Origin of the sequence: Pseudomonas putida (assembly GCF_028682475.1) — a bacterium.
Classification (GTDB): Bacteria; Pseudomonadota; Gammaproteobacteria; order Pseudomonadales; family Pseudomonadaceae; genus Aquipseudomonas; species Aquipseudomonas putida_AG.
On the sequence record NZ_JANHLE010000003.1, the window covers coordinates 185,547 to 209,350 of the forward strand.

Here is a 23,804-nt window from a genome sequence, read left to right on the forward strand (position 1 = left end):
ACCACCCTGTTCGTTAATATTTTATTTTTCTCCCGAAGGGTTTACATGCGAATGGTAACTCTTATCATTCTCAGCCTTTCGAGCCACCGGGCCTTTCCGTCCTGGGGGTTCACCCTTTGTTTCAGGAGAAATCTGACATGGTGTCGCGCTTCAACCTCAGCCCCTTGAATATTGCCTTGCTGGCAACACTGGGCTCCTCGACCCTCACCGCCGCTCCCCTGCAGTTGCCAGCCGACGAAGTGCAGATCCAGCCTACCGACCTGCCGGTCGCGGGCAGCCGCCAGGCCATAGAACTCGAAGACACCAAAGTGTTGGGAACCGCCGAAGAGGAGCTCAAACAAGCCCCCGGTGTGTCGATCATCACCGCTGAAGACATCAAGAAGCGCCCGCCGGTCAATGACCTCTCCGACATCATCCGCCGCGAACCCGGGGTCAACCTCACCGGCAACAGCAGCAGCGGTGCGCGCGGCAACAACCGCCAGATCGACCTGCGCGGCATGGGCCCGGAAAACACCTTGATCCTGATCGATGGCAAGCCGTCCACCTCGCGCAATGCCGTGCGTTATGGCTGGAGCGGCGACCGCGACACCCGTGGCGAAACCAACTGGGTACCCGCTGAAGAAGTCGAACGCATCGAAATCCTCCGCGGCCCGGCCGCCGCCCGCTATGGTTCCGGCGCCATGGGTGGGGTGGTGAACATCATCACCAAACGCCCGACCGAGGACCTGCGCGGTTCCATGACCCTGTACACCATGCTCCCCGAGGACGATGCCGAGGGCACTGGCAAGCGGATCAACTTCAGCCTCAGCGGGCCGCTGACCGACAGCCTGATCTTTCGCGTATACGGCAACCTGAACAAGACCGACGCCGATGACATGAAAATCAACGCGGCGCACCAGGCCTACGGAGAATCCTTGATGGCCGGTCGTGAAGGTGTGCGCAACAAGGACATCAACGGCCTGCTGAGCTGGAAGATCGATGCGGCCAACACTGTCGACCTGGAGTCAAGCTACAGTCGCCAGGGCAACATTTTCGCCGGTGACACCATGCTCAACGCCGGTGGCGAGTTCGTCGAAAGCCAGGTCGGCAAGGAAACCAACGTCATGCAACGCTCCAGTTTCGCCGCGACCCATCGCGGCGACTACGACTGGGGCACCTCGACCGCGTCGCTGTCCTACGACCTGACCCGTAACGGCCGGCTCAATGAAGGCCTGGCCGGCTGGGGCGAAGGTGCACCTTCAGGCAGTGCCGGGCGCTTTGAATCGCGCCTGCGCAACACCCGCGCCAGCGGTGAGGTCAACCTGCCGCTGAGCTTCGGCCTTGAGCAAGTGCTGACCCTGGGCGGTGAGTACCTCTACGAGTCGCTCAACGACCCAGGCTCGCTGCGCCCGCAAAGCTATGACCCGGGCGCCGAACTGCCAGGTTTCGACCGTTCCCAGACCAAATCCACGGCGCGCAGCTTCGCCCTGTATGCCGAAGACAACATCGAAGTCGGCGCCAACACCATCGTCACCCCCGGCCTGCGCTACGATCATCACGAGGACTTCGGCAGCAACTGGAGCCCGAGCCTCAACGCCTCGCACCAGATCACCGAAGCCCTGAGCGTCAAGGGCGGCATCGCCCGCGCCTACAAGACTCCGAACCTGTACCAGGCCAACCCCAACTATCTGCTCTACAGCCGTGGCGCTGGCTGCAACTCCAGCGAGGTCAACGAAGGTGGTTGCTACTTGCTGGGCAACGCCAACCTCGACCCGGAAACCAGCGTCAACAAAGAGCTGGGCCTGGCGTACGACAAAGGCACCTGGCGCACCAGCGCCACCTACTTCCGCAACGACTACAAGAACAAGATCGAGGCCGGTAACCAGACCCTGTTCCGCCTGCCCAACGGCCGGCGCATCCTGCGCTGGGAGAATACCGGCAAGGCGGTAGTGCAAGGGGTGGAAGGCAACCTGTTCGTCGCGCTCACACCACGCCTGGACTGGAACACCAACTTCACCTACATGATCGAGTCAGAAGACAAGAAAACCGGCGAGCCGCTGAGCATCATCCCCGAGTACACAGTCAACTCGACCCTGGACTGGAATGCCACCGACAAACTCTCGTTCCAGCTCAACGGTACCTACTATGGCAAGCAGGAAGCACCCAGTTACAACGCCCGGGCCAATGAAACGCTGGACCCCAAGGTGCAAAAGGATGTCGATCCTTATGGGCTGGTCGGCATCAGCAGTGGCTATGAATTCAACAAGCACCTGAGTGTGCGTGTCGGGGTCAACAACCTGTTCGACAAGCGTCTGTACCGTGAAGGCAATTCTGACGAAGCCGGCGCATTGACCTACAACGAAGCTGGACGCGCCTACTACGCCTCCTTCACCACTTCGTTCTAAAAACCTACAGGGGCCGCACGACACTGTGTCGGCCCCGACCGGGTCCTGCCGGATAAAAACTCACCACCTGTAGGATTTTTCGTCAGCGGTACCTGGTTAATTCAACACAACTATACTCCCCGTACTATCGTTCCTTGATTCGACGTATCGTTGGCGCCCTTCCGGCCCAGGCCAGAGCCGCCCTCCTGAATGATTCGGGAATTCGCTTACATACCTCGACAAGGAGCTGAACTTTGACCTCTGTGTTGATCGTTGACGACCACTCCACCGTCCGCTTGGCCGTTCGCATGCTGCTCGAACGCGAACACTTTACGATCGTCGGTGAAGCCCACGACGGTGAAACTGCAGCACAGATGGCACGAGACCTTCGCCCCGACGTGGTGATTCTCGACATTGGTCTGCCAGGTATTGATGGCCTGAGCGTACTGAAACGCTTGCAACAGCTCGAACCTGCGCCGCGCGTCATGGTACTGACCGGCCAACCCGCCAATCTGTTTGCCCGTCGCTGCCTGGATGCAGGTGCCTCGGCATTCATTCGCAAGGATGAAGACCTCGAAGCCCTGGTATCGGCGTTGAAAGCGATGGTCAGAGGGTATTCGATTTTTCCTGACCTGCCGATGCAGCACGGTCCACTGCTCAGTGAACAGCAGCGTTTGAAGAAACTCTCCGATCAGGAGCTCGCCGTATTGCGGCTGCTGATAGAAGGACAATCGAACAACGCCATTGCTGAATGCATGCACCTGAGTGCCAAAACCGTCAGCACCTACAAAACCCGGATCCTGGACAAACTGGAGCTGCGTTCATTCGTAGAGCTGATTGAACTGTCGCGCCGTCATTCGCTCTGAGCCCGCCATGAACCGGCTCACAGCCTTACTGGTAGGTGGCCTGCTCAGCCTGCAGACACTCCTCGCCTGTGCAATCGATGTCGGTGAACCACGCCAGCTGCTGCCCCGCTCGCTCAGCAGCACAACCTTGACCCTGAGCGCCGAAGACCGCAACTGGCTCAAACACAAACATCACTTGCTGCTCGGTACTACCATTCCCGACTACCCGCCATTCGATATCAACGTCAGCCGCAGTGATTATGAAGGTCTGACCGCCGACTATGCCGGGCTGATCAGTGAGCTGCTCGGCATTCCGATCGAGGTCCGGCGCTTTGCCGATCGCGCCCAGGCGATTGACGCTTTGCATGCCGGCAAGATCGATCTGCTGGGCAGTTCCAACGCCTTCGAAGCCGCCGACGCGCAATTGGTACTTAGCCGTCCTTACACCGACGACCAATCGGTAATTGCCATCGGCGCCGGGAAATCCCTGGGGCTTAACGACAAACTTACAGGGCTGCGCCTGGCCATGGTTGATCATTACCTGCCAACGCCCGTAGTCACCGCGCTCTACCCGCAAGCCAAACTGCAACTTTACAGCTCCAACCTGGCAGGGCTCTCGGCCGTATCGCTGGGAAAGGCCGATGCATTTCTGGGCGACGCCGTCAGCAGTGACTACCTGATCACCCGCGTCTACCTGGACAGCGTGCAGATCGATCATTTCATCAAGAATCTGCGCGGTACCTTCGCCTTTGCCGTGTCGCGCAACAACCCTGTCGTGCTGCGCCTGGTCAATCAGGCGCTGGACCGCATCGGAGACAACGATCGGTTGAATATTCTGCGCCGCTGGACCAGTGGCAGTACCCGGGTCCTGCTCAACCGTAGCAGCCTGAGCCTGAGCGCCGCCGAGCGCAGCTGGATCGAGCAGCATCCACGCGTGCGGGTGGCGATCAACAAGTACTTTGCGCCGATGAGCTTTTACGATGACCATTATCAGTTTCGTGGTATCACTGCCGATGTCCTTGACCAGGTCAGCCTGCGCACCGGGCTGAAGTTCGACATTCAAGTGGTCGATTCAATCGCGCAAATGATCAACCAGGTCGAACAAGGTAACGTCGATATCGCCGGGGTGCTGCCGCCCACCCCGGCTCGCGAAGGCACGTTGCTGTTCACTCGCCCTTACCTGATTACCCCACGAGTGCTGGTCACCCGTACTGATAACCACAGCCTGAGCAGCGCCGAACAACTTAACGGCAAGCGCCTGGCGTTGATACGTGACGCCTCCCCGGTCGAAGCCGAGCTGCGTCTGCGCTATCCGCAAGCCACACTGGTAGCGGTCGATGACCCGCTGTCGCTGATGGAGTCTGTGGCACAGGGCAAAGCCGATGTGGCCTTGAGCTCGCAGATCAATGCGGCCTATTTTGTCAGCCGTATGTTCAAGGATCGTCTGCAGATCGCCTCGATATACGGTGACCAACCCGGTATTTTCTCCTTCGCGGTGGGCCGTGACGCCACATACTTGCATTCGATCCTCGAGAAAGCACTGCTCAGCATCCCCCCCGACGAAATGACCGAACTGACCGGGCGCTGGCGAACCAACGCACTGATCAGCGACAGCCTCTGGTACAACTATCGCGGGCTTATCCTGCAGATCCTGGCGGGCGCCGGGATCCTGATCGCAGCGGTGATCCTGTGGAACCGCTACCTGCGCAAACTGATCCGCCAACGCAGCGAGGCCGAGCAGGCCCTGCAAACGGAACTGGGCTTCAGCAAGCGCCTGCTTGAAGAGTTGCGCCTGGCCAAAGAGCAGGCCGAAGATGCCAGCCGCGCCAAAAGTACCTTCCTGGCAACCATGAGCCATGAAATCCGTACGCCGATGAATGCGGTCATCGGTCTGCTCGAATTAGCCGTCAAAGACGCTGAGCAAGGCCGTGCCGACCGCGCTTCGCTGCAGGTAGCGTTTGAATCGGCCAATGGCATGCTGGAGCTGATCGGCGACATTCTCGACATCGTCCGTATCGAGTCCGGGCACATGACCCTGGCACCGCAGCCGACTGACCTCAATGTCCTGATCGGCGCCACCTTGCGGGTATTCGAAGGCAACGCCAGGCTCAAAGGGCTGAGACTGGAAAGCGATCTGCAGCCTCTGCCGCATCTGGTCATGGTCGATTCGCTGCGGCTTAAACAGATCCTCTCGAACCTGGTAAGCAATGCGATCAAATTCACCGACCAGGGCAGCGTCAAGGTCAGCCTTCGGCATCTTGAACCCGGCGTTGGTCACCTGCAGGTGACGCTCGCCGTCGAAGACAGCGGCATCGGCATCAGCAGCGACGATCAGCAGCGCCTGTTCCAGCACTTTGCCCAGGTCGGTACACAAACGGCGCGCCAGGGCACCGGGCTGGGCCTGGTCATCAGCCGTACCCTGTGTGAACTGATGGGTGGAGAATTGACCCTGTACAGTGCCCTGCACCAGGGCACGCGCGTCCAGGTCACCTTGCGCCTGACTGCGGCCGAACCTGCCGATCACACCGACAACAAGCCCCAGGCCAGCGACAGCAGCATGCCGACGCAGTCGATTCTGGTGGTGGATGACTACCCCGCCAACCTGATGCTCCTTGAACGCCAGCTCACGCTACTTGGCCACCGGGTCATTCAGGCCGGCGACGCTCGCCAGGCCCTGGCGCTGTGGCAAGAAGGCGACTTCGATACGGTGATCACCGATTGCCACATGCCCGACATGGACGGGCATCAATTGGCCCGCCAGATCCGTGCGCAGGAGCGCCGGCTGCAGCGGCCCGCCTGCCTGATTCTCGGCCTGACAGCCAATGCCCAGGCCCAGGAACGCGAGCGTTGCCTGGCCAGCGGCATGGACGATTGTCTGTTCAAACCCATTGGCCTGGCCGAGCTGCGTAATCATCTACAGGCGGATACTGCCCCGGCGCGGTTGACGGAAACTGCCGCCCCTGACGGGCACGCCAGCGGCTTCGACATCGACAACCTGCAGTACCTGACCTTGGGCGACCCAGCGCTGATCCGGCGCCTGGTAGGTGAACTGTCACGCAGCAATCATGATGACCTCAATGCACTGCGCGCCTTGGGCCCTCAGCCTTCACGCAGCAGCCTGCGCGCCCTGGCCCACCGCATCAAAGGCGGCGCCAAGATGCTCAAGGCACGCGATCTGGTGCGCCATTGCGAAGCGCTGGAGCAGGCCAGTGTCGGTGGTGCCACGGATGCACAGCTCAGCGCATTGCTGAATACGCTGGAGCACAGTTTGCTGACCCTGGAAAAGCAACTGAGCCAAACCCTGGTGCTTTGACAGCTCCAACCGCTCAACTGCTCTCACGAACCACCAGTTCAAAGCCCAGATCCTGGTTGTGCACGGTGCCACGCTTGCCATCGAGCAAGCCCAGCAAGGCCTGCGCGGCGCAACGGCCAATGGCAGCGCGCGGGGTGCGGATCGAGGTCAGGCGCGGGACCATGTGCGCCGAAGCCGGCAGATCGTTGAAACCGACCATCGCCACTTGCTGCGGTACCTTTACGCCCAGGCGCAGTGCCTCAAGAATCGCCCCTTGGGCCAGGTCGTCGTTACAGAAGAAAATGCCGTCGACATCGCCATGCTCGGTGAGCAACTGCCTGAACAACTCACCGCCCAGACCGATGGACGAAGGCTGCGGCGACAGTACCTGCAGTTCACTGGCATAACGCCCTGCGTCCACCAGTGCCTGACGAAAGCCTTCGGCACGCTGCATCACCCGAGGGTCGAGCTGCGCGGCGATGAAGCCCAGGCGCTGGCAGCCGCGCTCAAGTAAGTGTGCCGCCGCCGCCGCACCGGCCTGCTGCTGGGAAAAGCCCACCGACATGCCCTGCTCCTGCTGCCCCAGCTCCATCATGTGCACACAGGGCACGCCACTGGCGCTGAGCATCTGCTTGGACGCCTCGCTGCGATCGAAACCGGTGAGCAGAATGCCGCGTGGCTGATAGGCCAGATAGTTGCGAATCAGGTTCTCTTCTTCGGCGATATCGTAGTGATAGTTACCGATCAGCACCTCAAGGCCGCGCGGGCGCATGACCTCGTGAACGGCCTCCAGGGTCTCGATGAACAGCTGGTTGGACAGCGACGGAATCAACACCACGATCGATTCGCTCTGCGCCGAGGCCAACGCCCGGGCCGCCGGATTGGCGACATAGCCAAGGGTGGTGGCTGCCAGCTTGACCTTCTCGACCAGCTCCGGGGCAACCGTGCTGACTCCGCGCAGGGCGCGCGAAGCAGTAATCGGGGAAACCCCGGAAAGCCTGGCCACTTCAGCCAGAGTGGGACGACCGGTAGTACGGGAGCCAATGCGGGTCATGGGGAATGTTATTTTCGACTTGCAAAGAATGGGGAACGGGCACTAAGGTAGCGCTGTCTCAGTACGCAGGCAATGCATAACTGCAGGTGACCTGAAATGAGCATCCAGACTGCTGAATACAAGATCAATAACATCCGGGAAAGAAGCGCCCGAGGCTGATTCAGCCGCGGCTCAAGATAGCGCTATCTTGCCCTGCAGGAGGTACCGATGAACCCACCCCTATCCGCGATCGTGGTCATGGGCGTAGCTGGCTGCGGCAAGAGCTACGTCGGCGCCGCCATTGCCGGCCTGAGCGGCGGTCGCCTGATCGAAGGCGACGACTTCCACCCTGCCGCCAACATCGAAAAGATGAGTGCCGGCATTCCCCTGGACGATGGCGATCGTGCCGGTTGGCTGATCCGCCTGGGCGAAGAGATGCAGGCTTCCCTCAAGGCCGGCGAACGTCCGATCCTGACCTGTTCGGCACTGAAAAAGCGTTATCGCGACGCCTTGCGCCATGCCGTGCCGGACCTGGGTTTCGTCTTTCTCGACCTCACCCCTGAAGAAGCCAGCCGCCGGGTGCTTGCCCGCCCTGGGCACTTCATGCCGGCCAGCCTGATCGACAGCCAGTTCGCTGCCCTCGAACGCCCCAATGGCGAAGCCCTGACCCTGCCCCTGGATGCCACCCAGCCGGTAGCGCAACTGGCGGTGCAGGTCGACCTGTGGCTAAAGCCCTGCGGTGAGTCGGTGCTGGCGCGAACGGCCTGATCAGGCAGTTTTCCGGCTCACCAAAGATAGCGCTGTCTCGACACGTAAACGCTGCAAATGCTCCGCCCACAACAATGACAAAATGAGGCACTGAACCATGTTCGGTTTGGCAACTGATACCTACCTGCTGCTCGATGCAGTGGTCACCATCATCGGCCTGGTGCTGCTGATCACCCACTTCAAGGTCCACCCCTTTGTCGCCTTGACCCTGGCTGCCGGCTTTCTCGGCCTGACCTCGGGCATGCCGGTGGCCAAGGTGATGAAATCCTTCCAGGACGGATTTGGCGGGGTACTCGGCTTTGTCGGGATCGTCCTCGCCCTGGGCACCATGCTCGGCAAGCTGATGGCTGACTCGGGTGGTGCCGACCAGATCGCGCAGACGCTGATCCGTGCCTTCGGCAAACAGAAAGTGCACTGGGCGATGATGTTCGCGGCGTTCCTGGTGGGCATTCCGCTGTTCTTCGAAATCGGCTTTGTACTGCTGATTCCGCTGGTGTTCATCGTCGCCCGGCGTTCCGGGGTATCGCTGATCAAGATCGGGATTCCGCTGCTCGCCGGGTTGTCGGTGGTCCATGGCCTGGTGCCGCCGCATCCGGGGCCGTTGCTGGCCATCGGCATATTCAACGCCGATATCGGCAAGACCATTTTCTATGGCCTGATTGTCGCCCTGCCCACCGCGATCATTGCCGGTCCGTTGTACGGCAACTTCATCTCCCGCTACATTCCGGGATCGCCGTCCCAGGAACTGATGGACCAGATCGCCCGCGAGTCCGAGCAAACCAACCTGCCCAGCTTCAGCATCACCCTGATCACCGTGCTGCTGCCGGTGTTGCTGATGTTGCTGAAGACCTTCGCGGATGTGGTGTTGCCCGCTGAACACATCGTGCGCCAATGGATGGACCTGATCGGCCACCCGATCACCGCCCTGCTCGCCGCACTGTTGCTAGCGTTTTATACCTTTGGCGCCGCCCGCGGTTTTTCGCGCCAGCAGATCATGAAACTGCTCGACCAGAGCCTGGCGCCGACTGCCGCGATCATCTTGATCGTCGGCGCTGGCGGTGGTTTCAAGCAGATGCTGGTGGATACCGGCGTCGGCAACGTCATCGGCCAGATGGCCGTGCAGGCGCAGATTTCACCGATCATGCTGGCCTGGCTGGTGGCGGCGGTGATTCGTATTGCCACAGGGTCGGCGACGGTGGCGACCATCACCGGTGCCGGGATCGTCGCGCCGGTGATCGGCATGATGCCGGGGGTCAACCGTGAGTTGCTGGTGCTGGCGACCGGTGCCGGTTCGTTGATTCTGTCTCACGTCAACGACGCCGGTTTCTGGCTGGTGAAACAGTACTTCAACATGACCGTGGCCGAGACCTTCAAAACCTGGAGCATGATGGAGACCATCCTTTCGGTGGTCGGCATCATCTTTATCATGCTGCTGTCTTTGGTGGTCTGAAGGCCCTTATCGCGGGGCAAGCCCGCTCCCACAGGTTTGTGATAAACCTGTGGGAGCGGGCTTGCCCCGCGATGCGCTTAAAAGGCAGCCTTGAAAATACCCTCGATTTCTTCCTGACTGGCCACCCGCGGGTTGGTCAGACCACAGGCATCCTTCAGCGCATTGCTGGCCAGTGTCGGCACATCGGCTTCTTTGGCGCCCAGCACCGCCAGACCGGCCGGGATATCGATGTCCCGCGACAGGCTTTCAATCGCCGCAATCGCCGCATCACTGCCCTGCTCCGCGGTCATGCCGGACACCTCCACGCCCATCGCCTTGGCGACATCGCGCAAGCGCGCGGCGCTGACTTTGGCGTTGAAGCGCTGCACATGCGGCAGCAGCACCGCATTGCACACACCATGCGGCAAGTCATAGAAACCACCCAGCTGGTGCGCCATGGCGTGCACATACCCCAACGAGGCATTGTTGAAGGCCATGCCGGCGAGGAATTGCGCATACGCCATGTTCTCCCGCGCCTGCAAGTCGCTGCCATCAGCCACGGCCTGACGCAGGTGCTGGCTGATCAATTCAATGGCCTTGATCGCACAGGCATCGGTAATCGGGGTGGCAGCCGTGGAGACATAGGCCTCGATGGCATGAGTCAGAGCATCCATACCGGTCGCTGCGGTCAGGCCCTTGGGCATGGCCGCCATCAGCGCTGGGTCGTTGACCGACAGCAAGGGCGTGACGTTGCGGTCGACGATGGCCATTTTCACATGGCGCGCCTCGTCGGTGATGATGCAGAAACGGGTCATTTCACTGGCGGTGCCCGCCGTAGTGTTGATCGCAATCAACGGTAGCTGCGGCTTGGCCGAGCGGTCGACACCCTCGTAGTCGCTGATCTTGCCGCCATTGGTCGCACACAGGGCAATGCCTTTGGCACAGTCATGCGGCGAGCCACCGCCAAGGGAGATCACACAATCGCAGCGCTCGCGCTGCAACTGCGCCAGTCCTTGCTCGACGTTGGCGATGCTGGGGTTGGGTTTGGCGCCGTCGAAAATCGACGAGTCGATGTCACGCATCGCCAGCAGTTCGGCAATACGCTCGGCGACCCCGGCCTTGGCCAGACCGGTGTCGGTGACAATCAGCGCCTTGCGCAATCCGTAGCCGGCGATGGCGGCCATCGCTTCGTCGAGGCAGTCGATGCCCATGATGTTGACGGCGGGGATGAAGAACGTGCTGCTCATGGCGAAACCCTCGTGCAATATTCCATTGCCTTCAGGATCCGCCTCTGCGCCCTGCTCCGTGTTGATCTGGGGCAAACATTGCTCAGCCGAGGAACAACCGGTAGGCCGGGTTGTCGGTTTCATCCCAGTAGCGATAGCCCATGGCGTCAAGGGCCGCGGGCAAACCGGCGTGTTCCTCGTCAGGCACTTCCAGCGCCGCGAACACCCGTGCTTCAGCTGCACCATGGTTGCGGTAGTGGAACAGGCTGATGTTCCAGCGCTTGCCCAGGCGCTCCAGAAAACCCAGCAAAGCACCGGGACGCTCCGGGAATTCAAAGCGCATCACCCGCTCGTTCGCCCCTGGCCCGGCATGCCCACCCACCGTGTGGCGGACGTGCAGCTTGGCCAGTTCGTTGTCGGTCAGGTCAAGCACGCTGTAGCCCTGCGCCTGCAGGCTGGCCAGCAGTTGATCGCGTGGGTCGTGCTGCGGGTGAGTCTGCACGCCGACGAACAGACGCGCTTCCTTGCCCGGGTAATAGCGGTAGTTGAACTCGGTGATCTGACGTTTGCCCAGGGCCTGGCAGAAGGCACGGAAACTGCCGGGCTGCTCGGGGATGGTCACGGCGATGATCGCTTCGCGCTGTTCGCCCAGCTCGGCACGTTCGGCAACATGGCGCAAACGGTCAAAGTTGACGTTGGCCCCCGAGTCGATCGCCACCAGGGTCTGGCCCTGGGCGTTCTCGCGGGCGACGTACTTCTTGATCCCGGCCACGGCCAGGGCGCCGGAGGGCTCGGTGATCGAGCGGGTGTCGTCGTAGATGTCCTTGATCGCGGCGCACAATTCATCGTTGCTGACGGTGATCACCTCGTCCACATAGTGCCGGCACAACTCGAAGCAATGCGCGCCGATCTGCGCCACCGCCACACCTTCGGCAAAGCTGCCGACCTGGGGCAATACCACCCGCTCGCCGGCCAGCATTGCGGCCTGCAGGCAGTTGGAGTCCTGGGGCTCGACGCCGATCACCTTGACTTCAGGGCGCAGGTATTTGACGTAGGCGGCGATCCCGGCGATCAAGCCGCCGCCACCCACCGGAACGAAGATCGCATCCAGTGCGCCCGGCTGCTGACGGAGGATCTCCATGGCCACCGTGCCTTGCCCGGCGATCACGTCCGGATCGTCGAAAGGCGGGACAAAGGTCGCGCCTTCGCTGTCGGCGAGTTTCAGCGCATGGGCCAGGGCATGAGGGAAACTGTCGCCATGCAGGACCACTTCCCCCCCGCGCGAGCGCACGCCATTGACCTTCAATTCCGGGGTGGTGGTCGGCATCACGATGGTCGCGCGCATGCCCAGTTCGCGGGCCGCCAGGGCCACGCCCTGGGCATGGTTGCCGGCCGATGCGGTGATCACCCCACGGGCGCGCTGGGCCGGGCTCAGGCGGCTGAGACGGTTATAGGCGCCGCGGATTTTGAACGAGAATGTCGGTTGCAGGTCTTCGCGCTTGAGCAGCACCTGATTGCCCAGGGCTGCGGACAAGGCTGGCGCCAACTGCAGGGGCGTTTCGATGGCCAGGTCGTACACCGGTGCAGCAAGAATGCGCCGCACATAGTCGGACAGCAGGTTCAGCGACGCGGACGGGGTGCGAGGGCTAACGGCAAGGCTGGTCATCAGTGACTCCTGGTTTTTTTAAGTGCCCAGGAGAGAGAGAAAGAACCCGCCTCCAGGGCGGGTTCGGTGCAAGTGCCAGCTAGCCCGCCAAAACGATAATGGCGGTAATAATGCTGTGCTGAGGCGACTGCAGGAAAGTATTCATAACGAGGAAACTAGCGCAGCCCTGCAGTCAAAGTCAAGCAGCCTCGCGCGCCGACTCAGGCACATCGAATACCCGGTCGAAGCCCCACTGGAAGACAAAGGCATAGACAAAGAAGAACAGGAACAACGCCAGGTTGGTCAACAGTGCCGCCCACAGACTGATCTGCATCCAACCGGCGACCACCGGCAGGAGAATCAGCACCAGACCGCCTTCGAACCCCAATGCATGCAGAAAACGCCGCCACAGCGTGCGCCGGCGCTGCTGCTGACGGGCCTCCCAGTACTCGAACGCCCAGTTGTAGAACATGTTCCAGGCCAGGGCCACGGCCGAGAGGATCAACGACAACGCCGTGGAGTGGGCCATGCTGGCATCGAAGGCCCAGGACAACACCGGAGCGACACACACCACCGCGATGGTTTCGTAGAGGATGGCCTGAACCACTTTACGCGCCTTGCCTTGCATGACCGGCTCCGTTGAGGAAATGAGTCTCCACCCTAGCCGCGTTGAGGCACCGGCTCAATTGAGCTAAATTGAGTCTCCCTCAATTGGCTTGAGCACCGTGTTCGCCAAACTGCCCCTGACGGCCTTGCGCACCTTCGAATCGGCGGCTCGTCTGGGCGGCTTCAAGGCTGCCAGCGACGAACTGGCGGTGACCCCGGCAGCCGTGTCGCACCAGATCAAGCGCCTGGAATCGCACCTTGGCCTGCTGCTGTTTCAACGCAGTGCCCAGGGAGTGATGCTCAGCGAAGCCGGTGAACGCCTGTATCGCCAGGTGCATCAGGGGCTGGCCGACCTGCAGCGCAGTCTCGACGAGCTGCAACCACCCTGCGAACGCCAGCAACTGACCCTGACCACCACCGCCGCCTTTGCCAGCCTGTGGCTGATCCCACGTCTGGGCGACTTCCATCGCCGCCATGCCGACATTCAGGTACGGGTGCTGACCGGCAGCGAGGTGGTCGACTTGCAGCGCGACCACCGTTACGACCTGGCCCTGCGTGCCGAATTCACCCCCGATCCGGGGTTGCAGCGTTTGCCGCTGCTGGCAGAGTACTTTTCGGTGTACACCCCGCCTGGCTGGCAGGAGCCGCCTGCGGACCAGCCCTTGTCGCTGCTTGAAGTGCCCTGGGCTGCGGCGAACGGGGTCATCATCGACTGGCCGCGCTGGTGCGCCCTGGCCGGTTGTGAAGACTGGCTGCAGCGCGCTCGCTTTCATCACTATGACGATGAGCACTATGCCTTGCAGGCAGCCGCTGCCGGCTATGGCCTGGTGCTGGCGAGCAACGTACTGGTGGCCGACAGTGTCAGGCAAGGCTTGTTGCAGCCATGGCGCGAAGACGTGCGCCTGGCGGCGGCGCAGTACAGCGCGGTGTGGCTGCCGGGGCGTGAGCGCGAGCCGGCGTTGCGGGTGTTTCTTGATTGGCTTGCCCCGCGATAAGGCGCGACTGGACATCCCTGCCTTCCGCTGCTTGTATCTAATCTCTACAAACCCGGAAAAAGCACACGACAATGGCCTACACAGTCATGATGGTGTTTGGCACCCGCCCCGAAGCCATCAAGATGGCTCCTTTAGCGCAGATATTGCGTCTATGGCCAGATATCGAGCTAAACATCTGTTCCACTGGCCAGCACCGGGAAATGCTTCAGCAAGTGCTCCGGGATTTTGGCCTGAGCGTGGATGAAGACCTGCGGGTAATGGCCCAGAACCAGACCCTCAACAGCCTGTCGCAGCAATTGCTGACACAGCTGGACGCCACCTACGCCCGGATCCAGCCAGACATCGTCCTGGTTCACGGCAGCACCACCACCAGCTTCATTGCCGCCCTCGCCGCTTTCAACCGGCAGATCCCCATTGGCCACGTCGAAGCCGGGTTGCGCTCCGGCAACCTCAAGTCGCCCTGGCCCGAAGAAGGCAACCGGCGCCTGACTTCGGTGCTCGCCGACCTGCACTTCCCGCCCACCAACCGCGCCCGCGACAACCTGCTGCGCGAAGGGGTGGCAGCGGAGCAGATCGAGGTCACTGGCAACACTGTGATCGATGCCTTGCTGTGGATGCGCGAGCACCTGGTCAAGAGCCGCTGGAAGCCGAGCGCAGGCTCGCCGCTGGCGCAGTTGCGCGATGACCGGCGGCTGGTGCTGATCACCGGCCACCGCCGCGAGAACTTCGGCCAGGCCTTCGAGCGCATCTGCCTGGCCTTGGCAGAACTGGCCCTGCGCTACCCGGATGTGCAGTTCGTCTACCCAGTACACCTCAACCCGCAAGTGCAAAAAGCGGTCTACGCGCTGCTCTCGCACCAGCCGAATATCCTCTTGGTAGCACCTCAGGATTACCAGCATTTCGTCTGGCTGATGGACCGCGCCTACCTGATTCTCACTGACTCCGGCGGCATCCAGGAGGAAGCACCGGCCCTGGGCAAACCGCTGCTGGTGCTGCGTAAGGTCACCGAACGGCACTCGGTGCTCGAAGGCGGCACGGTAAAACTGGTGGGCACCCAGACCGAACGGATCGTCAAGGAAACCAGCCTTTTGCTTGACGACCCTGCAGCCTACAAGCAGATGAATCGAGTGTTCCTCCCCTATGGCGATGGTCATGCCAGCGAACGTATCGCTGAGCGCTTGATCCGCTGGCTTGAGGAAAACCCTCGCGAACGTCCCGAATCATGAGATTGGCATTGGTCGATGTTATCCCGGTGTAACGGGCCTGCTAATCTGGAGCCGCAACCCAAGCACTACAAGAACTCGTCGAATACGCAAGGCCGCCATGTACAAGACCATCGAACAACAGGTGCGCAGGAACATCGCACCGCCCGAGCTGCGTCGGGAATTTCGCCAGCATGATTTCGAAAACCTGCACTCGTTCTGCCTGCTGATCTTCGGCGTCAGCATCGGCATCTGGCTGCTGTTCGACCTGATCGTCAGCTACCTGGGCCAGCAGGACTTCACCTGGCGATCGATGGCCTTCATCACGGTCATGGCGACTCTCAGCATCATCCTGGCGTTCACGCGCAAGGCCGGGCACTTCGACCTGATCAACCTGGCATTCATCGGCGTGATCACCCTGGCCATGCGCCTGGTGATCGATGGGCTGCCGCAGGAGCTGCGCCCGGCGTGGCTGATGCTGGGTGCCTCCAGTGTGTTGTACAGCGTGTCGGTACTGCCGGTGCGGCGCTGGTCGTTTTTCGCCGCGCTGGTGGTCACCTGGATCAATCTTCATCCCTTCCAGGTGCCAGGCATGCACCTTTTCGAGCTGCGCGGCATCATGTTCACCTGCTATGCCGTGTTCCTCAACGGCCTGATCCTCTACACCTACCTGAAAATGCGCCGGGCCAAGCTGTACAACTTCTACATGTCGAAGATGCTGCTTGAGCAAGCCTACATCGACGCCCTCACCGAGATCCCCAATCGTCGCTCATTCATGGCCAAAGCCCAGCGCCACCTGCAGGAAGACCACGAGCAGAGCCGTTTTCTAGCAATGGTCGACATCGATAATTTCAAGAAGGTCAACGACCAGTTCGGCCACGACATCGGCGACGTCGTGCTCAAACGCACTGCGGCCAACATCAAGGCGTCGATGACCGAGTTCGAGTACGCCCGACTCGGTGGCGAGGAGTTTGTCATCTACCTGTGGGGGATGAGCCAGGCTGATGCCGAGCAGCGCGTCGATGCATTATGCAAGCGGGTCCGTGAAGACGCCGCCGAGCACCCGGTGACCATCAGCATCGGTCTGACCCGGATTGATTGTGAAGATAACCTGACCAACGCCCTGATCAATGCCGATGACGCCCTGTACCAAGCCAAGCATGAGGGCAAGGACAGGTATGTGCTGTTCAGCCACGCGGCAAGCGAATCCTGAACTGCGCGCCCCCCAGCGCCGACTGGCTCACGGTCAAGGTTCCACCCTGCCCTTCGATCGCCCGCCGACTGATCGCCAGCCCCAGGCCAAAGCCACCGGTGGCGCGATCACGGCTGCGGTCCAGGCGGTAGAACGGCTGGAAGATCAATTCACGTTGATCCGCCGGAATACCGATACCGTCATCCTCGACCGTCAACAGGCAGTGCCCTTCGGCATCCAGGCTCAGGCGCAGCAACAGTTGCCGGTCGCAGTAGCGCATGGCGTTGCGCACCAGGTTCTGCAGGGCCCGGGCAGTAAGGCGCGGGTCGAGGATAAAGCGCGGCAGGTTGCCTTCGGCACGCACCTGCCATTCGATGCCGCGGCCATCGAGCTCTTCGGCAAAGCTGCCGAGAATGCTATCGACCAGTTCCAGCAGCGAGACCTCGACGCGCTCGCGCGCCTGGTCGGCGTTCTGCAAGCGACTGTAGGACAACAGCTCAAGCACCAGTTCGTCGAGCTCACGCACATGCCCGACCAGTTCCAGCAAACGCTTGCGACAATGCGGCGGTACTTCGTCGAACAGCAGCACCAGGCCGAAATCCAGCCGGGTCAGCGGGGTGCGCAGCTCATGGGAGACAGCGTTGAGCAATTCGCGTTGCTGGGTCAGTAAACGCTCGACGTCCTGGGCCATGGTGTCGAATACCTCGGCCAGTTCGCCAATGTTCGAGCGCGCCGGGATCTGCGTACGCTCCGACAAACGCCCCTGGCCCAGACTGCGGGCGGTTTCCTTGAGGCGCTCCAGATCACGCCAGTGCGGCCACACCCACAGCAGCAGGCAGCCGAGCAAGGCGGCAACGATCAGCACCGTGACGCCCCAGGAGATCAGGTTGATATCCAGTGGGTCAGGAGGATTGCGCAGCTCCACCGCCCAGGTTGCGTCCAGCGGTGCCAGGGCCGATTTGTAATAGCCCCAGTCGCCCAGGCGCACGACATTCTCGCCGGCCGCCAGGCGCGCCCGGTCGGCATGCGCCAGACCGATCTGGTCCTGGCGCCGCAACTCGATCTCCAGCGGGGCAAAATCCGCCGCCAGTTCGCGCTCCACCGCTGGCCAATGCTCGGCCGGCACCTGCTTGAAGCGTTCGACAATGAGCTTTTGCACGCCCTTGGCCTGATTCAGGTTGTAGGCGATGAAGCGCTCATGAAACGCCCCGACAATGGCGTCGGGAATCAGCAACAGGGCACCGGCGTACGCGGCGATGATCACCAGGTACAGGCGAATCAGGATCTTTAGCATACCGCTGTCAGAACTCCCACTCGAGGCGGCTGAACAGATAGCCCTTGCCCCATACGGTCTTGATCTTGCGCGCCTCACCGGCGCTGTCGTCGAACTTGCGCCGCAGCTTGGAGATGGCCACATCCACCGAACGGTCGGTGCCGTTGAACTCGATGCCGCGCAGCTGTTGCAGAATGCGGTCGCGGCTGAGCACCACGCCGGCATTGCGCGCCAGCACCACCAGCAGGTTGTACTCGCCGCTGGACAGTTCCACCCATTGCTCGCGCCAGAACACATTGCGTTCGGCCAGGTCGATGCGCAGGCCGCCGACCACGATCAGATCGGTTTCCAGGCGCGGTTCATTGATGCTGCTGCGGCGCAGCAAGGTCCGCACCCGGGCCAGTAGCACCCGTGGTTCGCAGGGTTTGGTGACGTAGTCGTCAGCGCCCATCTCCAGCCCGAGCACCTGATCATGGCTGTCGTCACGGGCGGTGAGCATGAGGATCGGCAAGGACTGCGATTCGGCGCGCAACAGGCGACAGACCTGCAGGCCATCAAGGCCTGGCAGCATCAGGTCGAGGATCACCAGGTCCGGTTTGATGCGCCGGGCCTCGGCCAGCACGTGATCACCACGGGCAATCACCGTGACGCAGAAATCATTGCGCTGCAGGTAGCTGGCGATCAATTCGGACAAGGCGCAGTCGTCTTCGACCAGAAGGATATTCGGCATGGCTAGTTTGACAGGCTGGGAAAGTCAGGCAAGGATATAGGACCTTGCGTGCAGCCAGCGCAACCCTTCACACTTTTTCACACTCGGCCTACACAGCTTAACAGTTGGACGTTGGCCTCCTGCCTTAGCATTGCCGGGTCATTTATGGAAGATCCGCATGTTCAGTTCAAGACCCGTCCGTCTGTGCGCCCTGCTGCCACTGTTTGCCCTCGTGCTGTCCCTGAGCGCGTGCAATGACAGCGCCCTTGAAGAACAGCAGGCACCGCCCAGCACCGTCAGCATCGAGACGGTGAAAATCCAGCCACTGTCCATCAGCACCGAGCTCAATGGCCGCATCCTTGCCCCGCGTACCGCCGAGGTTCGCGCCCGTGTGGCCGGCGTGGTGCTCAAGCGCGTGTACCGTGAGGGCAGCGACGTCAAACAGGGCGATGTGCTGTTCCGCATCGACCCGGCGCCGTTCCAGGCAGACTACGACAGTGCCCGCGCAGCCCTGGCCAAAGCCGAGGCCACGCGCTACCAGGCACGCCTGCAGGATCAGCGCTACCGCGAACTGATCACCATCAACGCCGTCAGCCGCCAGGACCACGACAACGCCCGCGCCGCGCTGATGCAGGCTGACGCCGCCGTTGCCGAAGCCAAGGCGGCGCTGGAACGGGCGAAGCTGAGCCTGGGCTATGCCACCGTTACCGCACCGATCTCCGGACGCATCGGCCGCGCCCTGGTGACTGAAGGTGCATTGGTGGGACAGAACGAGACCACGCCGCTGGCAATCATCCAGCAACTGGACCCGATCCATGCCGATGTCACCCAGTCGACCCGCGAACTCACCGCCCTGCGCCGCGCCCTGCGCGCCGGCGAGCTGCAACAGGTGGGTCAGGACCAGGCCGGCGCGACCCTGATCCAGGACGACGGCACCCCCTACCCACTGCCCGGCAAGCTGCTGTTCTCCGACATCAGTGTCGACCCGAGCACCGGGCAGATCACCTTGCGCAGCGAGTTCCCCAACCCGGACCTCGACCTGCTGCCGGGCAGTTTCATTCGCGTACGCCTGGAGCAGGCGATCAAACAGCAAGGCATCAGCGTGCCACAGCGCGCCATCTTGCGTGACAGCGCCGGCAACCCGCGGGTGCTGCTGGTCGATGCCCAGCAGCGCATCAGCGAGCGCGCGGTGGTGCTCGGTGGCGTGCAACACGACCGCTGGATCGTCAGTGCCGGCCTGGCCCCCGGTGACCGGGTGGTGGTCGAAGGCCTGCAGCACGTCAATCCAGGCGACCAGGTACAGGTCGACAACGCGGGCAAGGACGCCCCTTCCATCGTTCAGACCACCGGCCAGTGAGGGCCTGATTCATGCCGCAGTTTTTCATTGATCGTCCGGTATTCGCCTGGGTGGTCGCGCTGTTCATCCTGCTGGCCGGTGCCCTGGCGATTCCGCAGTTGCCGGTTGCCCAGTATCCCGACGTGGCGCCACCGCAGGTAGAAATCTATGCCGTCTATCCGGGTGCCTCGGCGCAGACCATCGACGAAAGCGTGGTCAGCCTGATCGAAGAGGAGCTCAACGGTGCAGACAACCTGCTCTACTTCAGCTCGCAAAGCAGCCTGGGCAGCGCCACGATCACCGCCACCTTCGAGCCGGGCACCAACCCGGACCTGGCCCAGGTCGACGTGCAGAACCGCCTGAAAGTGGTCGAGTCGCGCCTGCCGCGGCCGGTTACCCAGCAAGGCCTGCAGGTGGAAAAGGTGTCCACCGGCTTCCTGCTGTTGGTCACCCTCACCGCCGAGGACGGCAGCCTCGATGAAGTGACCTTGAGCGACTTCCTGGCGCGTAACGTGATGAACGAGATCCGCCGCCTCAAGGGCGTCGGCAAGGCCCAGCTGTATGGGTCGGAACGCGCCATGCGGATCTGGATCGACCCGCAGAAGCTGATCGGTTTCAACCTCACCCCGGATGACGTCAACGAGGCGATTGCCGCCCAGAACGCCCAGGTCGCGCCCGGCAGCATCGGCGACCTGCCCACCACCGGCAGCCAGGAAATCACCGCCAACGTGGTGATCAAGGGGCAGTTGAGCACGGTGCAGGAGTTCGAAGACATCGTTTTGCGCGCCAATCCGGATGGTTCGCGGTTGACCATCGGCGATGTCGCCCGGGTCGAGATCGGCAGCCAGGAGTATCAATACGGCACCCGCCTGAACGGCAAACCCACCAGCGCCTTCAGCGTGCAGCTTTCGCCCGGTGCCAACGCCATGGAAACCGCGACCCTGGTGCAGGCCAAGCTGGCCGACCTGTCGCGTTACCTGCCAGCGGGCGCCAAGTTCGATATCCCTTACGACACCTCGCCGTTCGTCAAGGTCTCGATCCAGCAAGTGATCACTACCCTGCTTGAAGCCATGGCCCTGGTGTTTGCGGTGATGTTCCTGTTCCTGCAGAACATCCGCTATACCCTGATCCCGACCCTGGTGGTGCCGGTGGCCCTGATGGGCACCTTCGCGGTGATGATGGTGCTGGGCTTTTCGGTCAACGTCCTGACCCTGTTCGGCATGGTCCTGGCCATCGGCATTCTGGTGGACGACGCCATCGTCGTGGTGGAGAACGTCGAGCGGATCATGAGCGAAGAAGGCTTGCCGCCCCGCGAGGCGACAAAAAAAGCCATGGGGCAGATCAGCGGCGCGATTGTCGGCATTACCCTGGTGCTGGTGGCGGTGTTCCTGCCCATGGCCTTCATGAGCGGTTCGGTGGGGGTTATCTACCAACAGTTCTCGGTGTCGATGGCGGTGTCGATCCTGTTCTCGGCGTTCCTCGCCCTGAGCCTGACCCCGGCCCTGTGCGCCACCTTGCTCAAGCCCATCGCCAAAGGCGAGCACCACGAAAAACGCGGGTTCTTTGGCTGGTTCAACCGCCGCTTCGAAAGCCTCAGCAATGGCTACCAGCGCTGGGTGATCCAGGCCCTCAAGCGCAGCGGCCGCTACCTGATGGTGTACCTGGTGCTGGTGGCGGGGCTGGTCTACGGCTTCAGCCAGTTGCCCTCCTCGTTCCTGCCCACCGAAGACCAGGGTTACACCATCACCGACATCCAGCTGCCGCCAGGCGCCAGCCGTGCACGTACAGAAGCGGTAGCGGCGCAGATCGAGGCGCATAACGCCACGGAGCCTGGGGTTGGCAACAGCACACTGATTCTCGGGTTCAGCTTCTCCGGCAACGGCCAGAACGCGGCGCTGGGCTTTACCACGCTCAAGGACTGGTCCGAACGCGGCGCCGACGACAGCGCCCAATCGATTGCCGACCGCGCCAACGCCGCCTTCAGCCAGCTCAAGGACGCCATTGCCTATTCCGTACTGCCACCGCCGGTGGACGGCCTGGGCACCTCCAGCGGTTTCGAGTTCCGCCTGCAGGACCGTGGCGGCCTCGGCCATGCAGCGCTGATGGCGGCGCGTGACCAACTGCTGGCCAATGCCGAAAAGAGCCCGGTGCTGGTCAACGTGCGCGAAAGTGCCCTGGCTGAAAGCCCGCAAGTGCAGCTCGAAGTCGACCGCAAACAGGCCAACGCCCTGGGCGTTTCCTTTGCCGATATCGGCAATGTGCTCAATACCGCAGTGGGCTCCAACTACGTCAATGACTTCCCTAACCAGGGGCGCATGCAGCGCGTGGTGGTGCAAGCCGAAGGCGACCAGCGCGCGCAGGTCGAAGACCTGCTGAAGATTCATGTGCGCAACAACAGCGGCAAGATGGTCCCGCTGTCCGCCTTTGTCCAGGCCAAGTGGATTACCGGCCCGGTCCAACTGACGCGCTACAACGGTTACCCGGCGGTAGCGGTATCGGGTGAACCGGCACCGGGCTACAGCTCGGGTCAGGCGATGGACGAGATCCAGCGCCTGGTCGACCAGCTGCCGCAGGGGATGGGCCTGGAATGGACCGGGCTGTCGCTGCAGGAACGCTTGTCTGGCGCCCAGGCACCGATGCTCATGGCCTTGTCGCTGCTGGTGGTGTTCCTGTGCCTGGCGGCGTTGTATGAAAGCTGGTCGATTCCGACCTCGGTGCTGCTGGTAGTGCCATTGGGTGTGCTCGGTGCGGTGATCGCCGTGAGCTTGCGCGGCATGCCTAACGATGTGTTCTTCAAAGTCGGCTTGATCACCCTGATCGGCCTGTCGGCGAAGAATGCCATCCTGATCATCGAGTTCGCCAAGAGCCTGGTCGATGACGGCCATGACTTGGTGGAAGCGACGGTGCAGGCAGCGCGCCTGCGCTTGCGGCCGATTGTCATGACCTCGCTGGCGTTCATCCTCGGCGTGGTACCGCTGGCGATTGCCAGCGGCGCCAGCTCGGCCAGCCAGCAGGCGATCGGCACCGGGGTGATCGGCGGCATGCTCAGTGCCACGCTGGCGGTGGTGTTCGTGCCGGTGTTCTTCGTCGTGGTCATGCGCCTGACCGGCAAGCGCCGGGCTCAAGCACAGCAAGCACAGCCGGTGGTCGAAGAGCACTGATCTGGACAGTTGGCGGCATGCATGGGAAGGTAACCGGCTGACACAGCCAGGAACCTTACCCATGTCCGCCGCCACTCCCCCCTGCTCTATTCTCCTCCTGGCCGGCGGCCGCGGCCAGCGCATGGGCGGCCAGGACAAGGGCCTGCTGGACTGGCAGGGCAAACCGCTGATTGCCCATATCCAGGCGGTCGTGCGGCCACTGACCGATGACCTGATCATTTCCTGCAACCGCAACCTGGAGCAGTACCGGCCCTATGCCGATCAACTGGTCAGTGATGCCGAAGCCGACTTCCCCGGGCCGCTGGCCGGCGTGATGGCGGGGTTGGCAGTGGCTCGCCATCACTGGATGCTGGTGCTGGCTTGTGATGCGCCGTTGATCGACAGCGCGCTGATTGTCGACCTGCTCAGCCAGGCCAACGATCAGGGGCAACCGGCAATGATTCGCCAAAGCGGTTACTGGCAGCCGATGTTCAGCCTGATTCCCTGTGCCTTGCGCGATGACCTTGAGCAGGCCTGGCAACAGGGTGATCGCGGGATTCAGCGGGCGCTGCTCAAGCATCCGGTGCGGGCGCTGGAATACCCTGAGGATGATCGGCGCTTGAGCAACTTCAATACGCCGGAGTTTCTGCAGGGCTGAACTGGCTCTGTGGGAGCGGGCTTGCCCCGCGATTGTGCTTTACCAGCCCCATCGCATCGCGGGGCAAGCCCGCTCCCACAGGTTTGATCATC

The 23,804-nt window shown here is 62.1% G+C and carries 17 protein-coding genes; 11 read left to right on the forward strand and 6 right to left on the reverse strand.

The genetic code is table 11. The annotated features are described in order from the left end of the window. Positions 1–137: 137 nt before the first annotated feature. From NPS47_RS04285 to NPS47_RS04295, 3 genes are all read left to right on the forward strand, one after another. Positions 138–2,384, forward strand: coding sequence for a FepA family TonB-dependent siderophore receptor (locus tag NPS47_RS04285; protein WP_274293860.1), 2,247 nt, complete (start codon positions 138–140; stop codon positions 2,382–2,384). Positions 2,385–2,617: 233 nt separating this feature from the next. Then, positions 2,618–3,229 (forward strand): response regulator transcription factor, encoded by a 612-nt coding sequence (locus tag NPS47_RS04290; RefSeq protein ID WP_274293861.1) that lies wholly within the window; start codon positions 2,618–2,620, stop codon positions 3,227–3,229. A 7-nt stretch (positions 3,230–3,236) separates the two neighbouring features. Next, on the forward strand, positions 3,237–6,521 hold the full coding sequence (locus tag NPS47_RS04295) for a transporter substrate-binding domain-containing protein (protein WP_274293862.1): 3,285 nt from the start codon (positions 3,237–3,239) through the stop codon (positions 6,519–6,521). 13 nt (positions 6,522–6,534) lie between these two features. On the opposite strand, the gene NPS47_RS04300 is transcribed toward NPS47_RS04295, so the two are convergent. Further along, complete coding sequence (locus NPS47_RS04300; protein WP_274293863.1) at positions 6,535–7,554, reverse strand: LacI family DNA-binding transcriptional regulator; 1,020 nt, start codon at positions 7,552–7,554, stop codon at positions 6,535–6,537. Between the two features lie 207 nt (positions 7,555–7,761). Between NPS47_RS04300 and NPS47_RS04305 the strand changes: the two genes are divergently transcribed. Next, positions 7,762–8,301, forward strand: coding sequence for a gluconokinase (locus NPS47_RS04305; RefSeq protein ID WP_274293864.1), 540 nt, complete (start codon positions 7,762–7,764; stop codon positions 8,299–8,301). A 97-nt stretch (positions 8,302–8,398) separates the two neighbouring features. After that, complete coding sequence (locus NPS47_RS04310; protein ID WP_274293865.1) at positions 8,399–9,751, forward strand: GntP family permease; 1,353 nt, start codon at positions 8,399–8,401, stop codon at positions 9,749–9,751. A gap of 77 nt (positions 9,752–9,828) precedes the next feature. Here the strand turns inward: NPS47_RS04310 and yiaY are convergent, their stop codons facing one another. From yiaY to NPS47_RS04325, 3 genes are all read right to left on the reverse strand, one after another. Next, complete coding sequence (gene yiaY, locus NPS47_RS04315; protein ID WP_274293866.1) at positions 9,829–10,977, reverse strand: L-threonine dehydrogenase; 1,149 nt, start codon at positions 10,975–10,977, stop codon at positions 9,829–9,831. A gap of 82 nt (positions 10,978–11,059) precedes the next feature. After that, positions 11,060–12,622: a threonine ammonia-lyase, biosynthetic gene (ilvA, locus tag NPS47_RS04320; protein WP_274293867.1), complete on the reverse strand. Its 1,563-nt coding sequence runs from the start codon at positions 12,620–12,622 to the stop codon at positions 11,060–11,062. A 178-nt stretch (positions 12,623–12,800) separates the two neighbouring features. Continuing rightward, positions 12,801–13,229 (reverse strand): PACE efflux transporter, encoded by a 429-nt coding sequence (locus NPS47_RS04325; protein ID WP_274293868.1) that lies wholly within the window; start codon positions 13,227–13,229, stop codon positions 12,801–12,803. Between the two features lie 97 nt (positions 13,230–13,326). Between NPS47_RS04325 and NPS47_RS04330 the strand changes: the two genes are divergently transcribed. The 3 genes from NPS47_RS04330 (at position 13,327) to NPS47_RS04340 (ending at position 16,617) form a co-directional block, all read left to right on the forward strand. Continuing rightward, a complete protein-coding gene (locus tag NPS47_RS04330) occupies positions 13,327–14,202 on the forward strand; it encodes a LysR substrate-binding domain-containing protein (protein ID WP_274293869.1) in 876 nt (291 codons plus the stop codon). Between the two features lie 71 nt (positions 14,203–14,273). Continuing rightward, on the forward strand, positions 14,274–15,428 hold the full coding sequence (gene wecB / locus NPS47_RS04335) for a non-hydrolyzing UDP-N-acetylglucosamine 2-epimerase (protein WP_274293870.1): 1,155 nt from the start codon (positions 14,274–14,276) through the stop codon (positions 15,426–15,428). Positions 15,429–15,525: 97 nt separating this feature from the next. Continuing rightward, a complete protein-coding gene (locus NPS47_RS04340) occupies positions 15,526–16,617 on the forward strand; it encodes a GGDEF domain-containing protein (RefSeq protein WP_274293871.1) in 1,092 nt (363 codons plus the stop codon). Here NPS47_RS04340 and NPS47_RS04345 read toward each other — a convergent pair. Then, positions 16,592–17,890, reverse strand: a complete 1,299-nt coding sequence (locus tag NPS47_RS04345; RefSeq protein ID WP_274293872.1) for an ATP-binding protein — start codon at positions 17,888–17,890, stop codon at positions 16,592–16,594. The two genes, NPS47_RS04340 and NPS47_RS04345, sit on opposite strands and share 26 nt — an antisense overlap. Before the next feature lie 7 nt (positions 17,891–17,897). Beyond that, positions 17,898–18,599 (reverse strand): response regulator transcription factor, encoded by a 702-nt coding sequence (locus NPS47_RS04350; RefSeq protein WP_038610422.1) that lies wholly within the window; start codon positions 18,597–18,599, stop codon positions 17,898–17,900. Between the two features lie 157 nt (positions 18,600–18,756). Between NPS47_RS04350 and NPS47_RS04355 the strand changes: the two genes are divergently transcribed. The 3 genes from NPS47_RS04355 to mobA all read left to right on the forward strand — a co-directional run bounded on the left by NPS47_RS04355 (position 18,757) and on the right by mobA (position 23,712). Further along, positions 18,757–19,935, forward strand: a complete 1,179-nt coding sequence (locus NPS47_RS04355) for an efflux RND transporter periplasmic adaptor subunit (protein ID WP_274293873.1) — start codon at positions 18,757–18,759, stop codon at positions 19,933–19,935. Positions 19,936–19,946: 11 nt separating this feature from the next. After that, complete coding sequence (locus NPS47_RS04360) at positions 19,947–23,075, forward strand: efflux RND transporter permease subunit (protein ID WP_274293874.1); 3,129 nt, start codon at positions 19,947–19,949, stop codon at positions 23,073–23,075. Between the two features lie 61 nt (positions 23,076–23,136). Continuing rightward, the gene (mobA, locus tag NPS47_RS04365; RefSeq protein WP_274293875.1) at positions 23,137–23,712 is read left to right on the forward strand and encodes a molybdenum cofactor guanylyltransferase MobA; all 576 of its coding nucleotides are present in this window, start codon (positions 23,137–23,139) and stop codon (positions 23,710–23,712) included. The last annotated feature ends 92 nt before the right edge of the window (positions 23,713–23,804 follow it).

Coding starts and splice junctions, on each gene's coding strand:
- NPS47_RS04285 (WP_274293860.1), top strand. CDS start 138: ATGGTGTCGCGCTTCAACCTCAGCCCCTTGAATATTGCCTTGCTGGCA.
- NPS47_RS04295 (WP_274293862.1), top strand. CDS start 3,237: ATGAACCGGCTCACAGCCTTACTGGTAGGTGGCCTGCTCAGCCTGCAG.
- NPS47_RS04300 (WP_274293863.1), bottom strand. CDS start 7,554: ATGACCCGCATTGGCTCCCGTACTACCGGTCGTCCCACTCTGGCTGAA.
- NPS47_RS04305 (WP_274293864.1), top strand. CDS start 7,762: ATGAACCCACCCCTATCCGCGATCGTGGTCATGGGCGTAGCTGGCTGC.
- NPS47_RS04310 (WP_274293865.1), top strand. CDS start 8,399: ATGTTCGGTTTGGCAACTGATACCTACCTGCTGCTCGATGCAGTGGTC.
- yiaY (WP_274293866.1), bottom strand. CDS start 10,977: ATGAGCAGCACGTTCTTCATCCCCGCCGTCAACATCATGGGCATCGAC.
- ilvA (WP_274293867.1), bottom strand. CDS start 12,622: ATGACCAGCCTTGCCGTTAGCCCTCGCACCCCGTCCGCGTCGCTGAAC.
- NPS47_RS04325 (WP_274293868.1), bottom strand. CDS start 13,229: ATGCAAGGCAAGGCGCGTAAAGTGGTTCAGGCCATCCTCTACGAAACC.
- wecB (WP_274293870.1), top strand. CDS start 14,274: ATGGCCTACACAGTCATGATGGTGTTTGGCACCCGCCCCGAAGCCATC.
- NPS47_RS04340 (WP_274293871.1), top strand. CDS start 15,526: ATGTACAAGACCATCGAACAACAGGTGCGCAGGAACATCGCACCGCCC.
- NPS47_RS04345 (WP_274293872.1), bottom strand. CDS start 17,890: ATGCTAAAGATCCTGATTCGCCTGTACCTGGTGATCATCGCCGCGTAC.
- NPS47_RS04350 (WP_038610422.1), bottom strand. CDS start 18,599: ATGCCGAATATCCTTCTGGTCGAAGACGACTGCGCCTTGTCCGAATTG.
- NPS47_RS04355 (WP_274293873.1), top strand. CDS start 18,757: ATGTTCAGTTCAAGACCCGTCCGTCTGTGCGCCCTGCTGCCACTGTTT.
- NPS47_RS04360 (WP_274293874.1), top strand. CDS start 19,947: ATGCCGCAGTTTTTCATTGATCGTCCGGTATTCGCCTGGGTGGTCGCG.
- mobA (WP_274293875.1), top strand. CDS start 23,137: ATGTCCGCCGCCACTCCCCCCTGCTCTATTCTCCTCCTGGCCGGCGGC.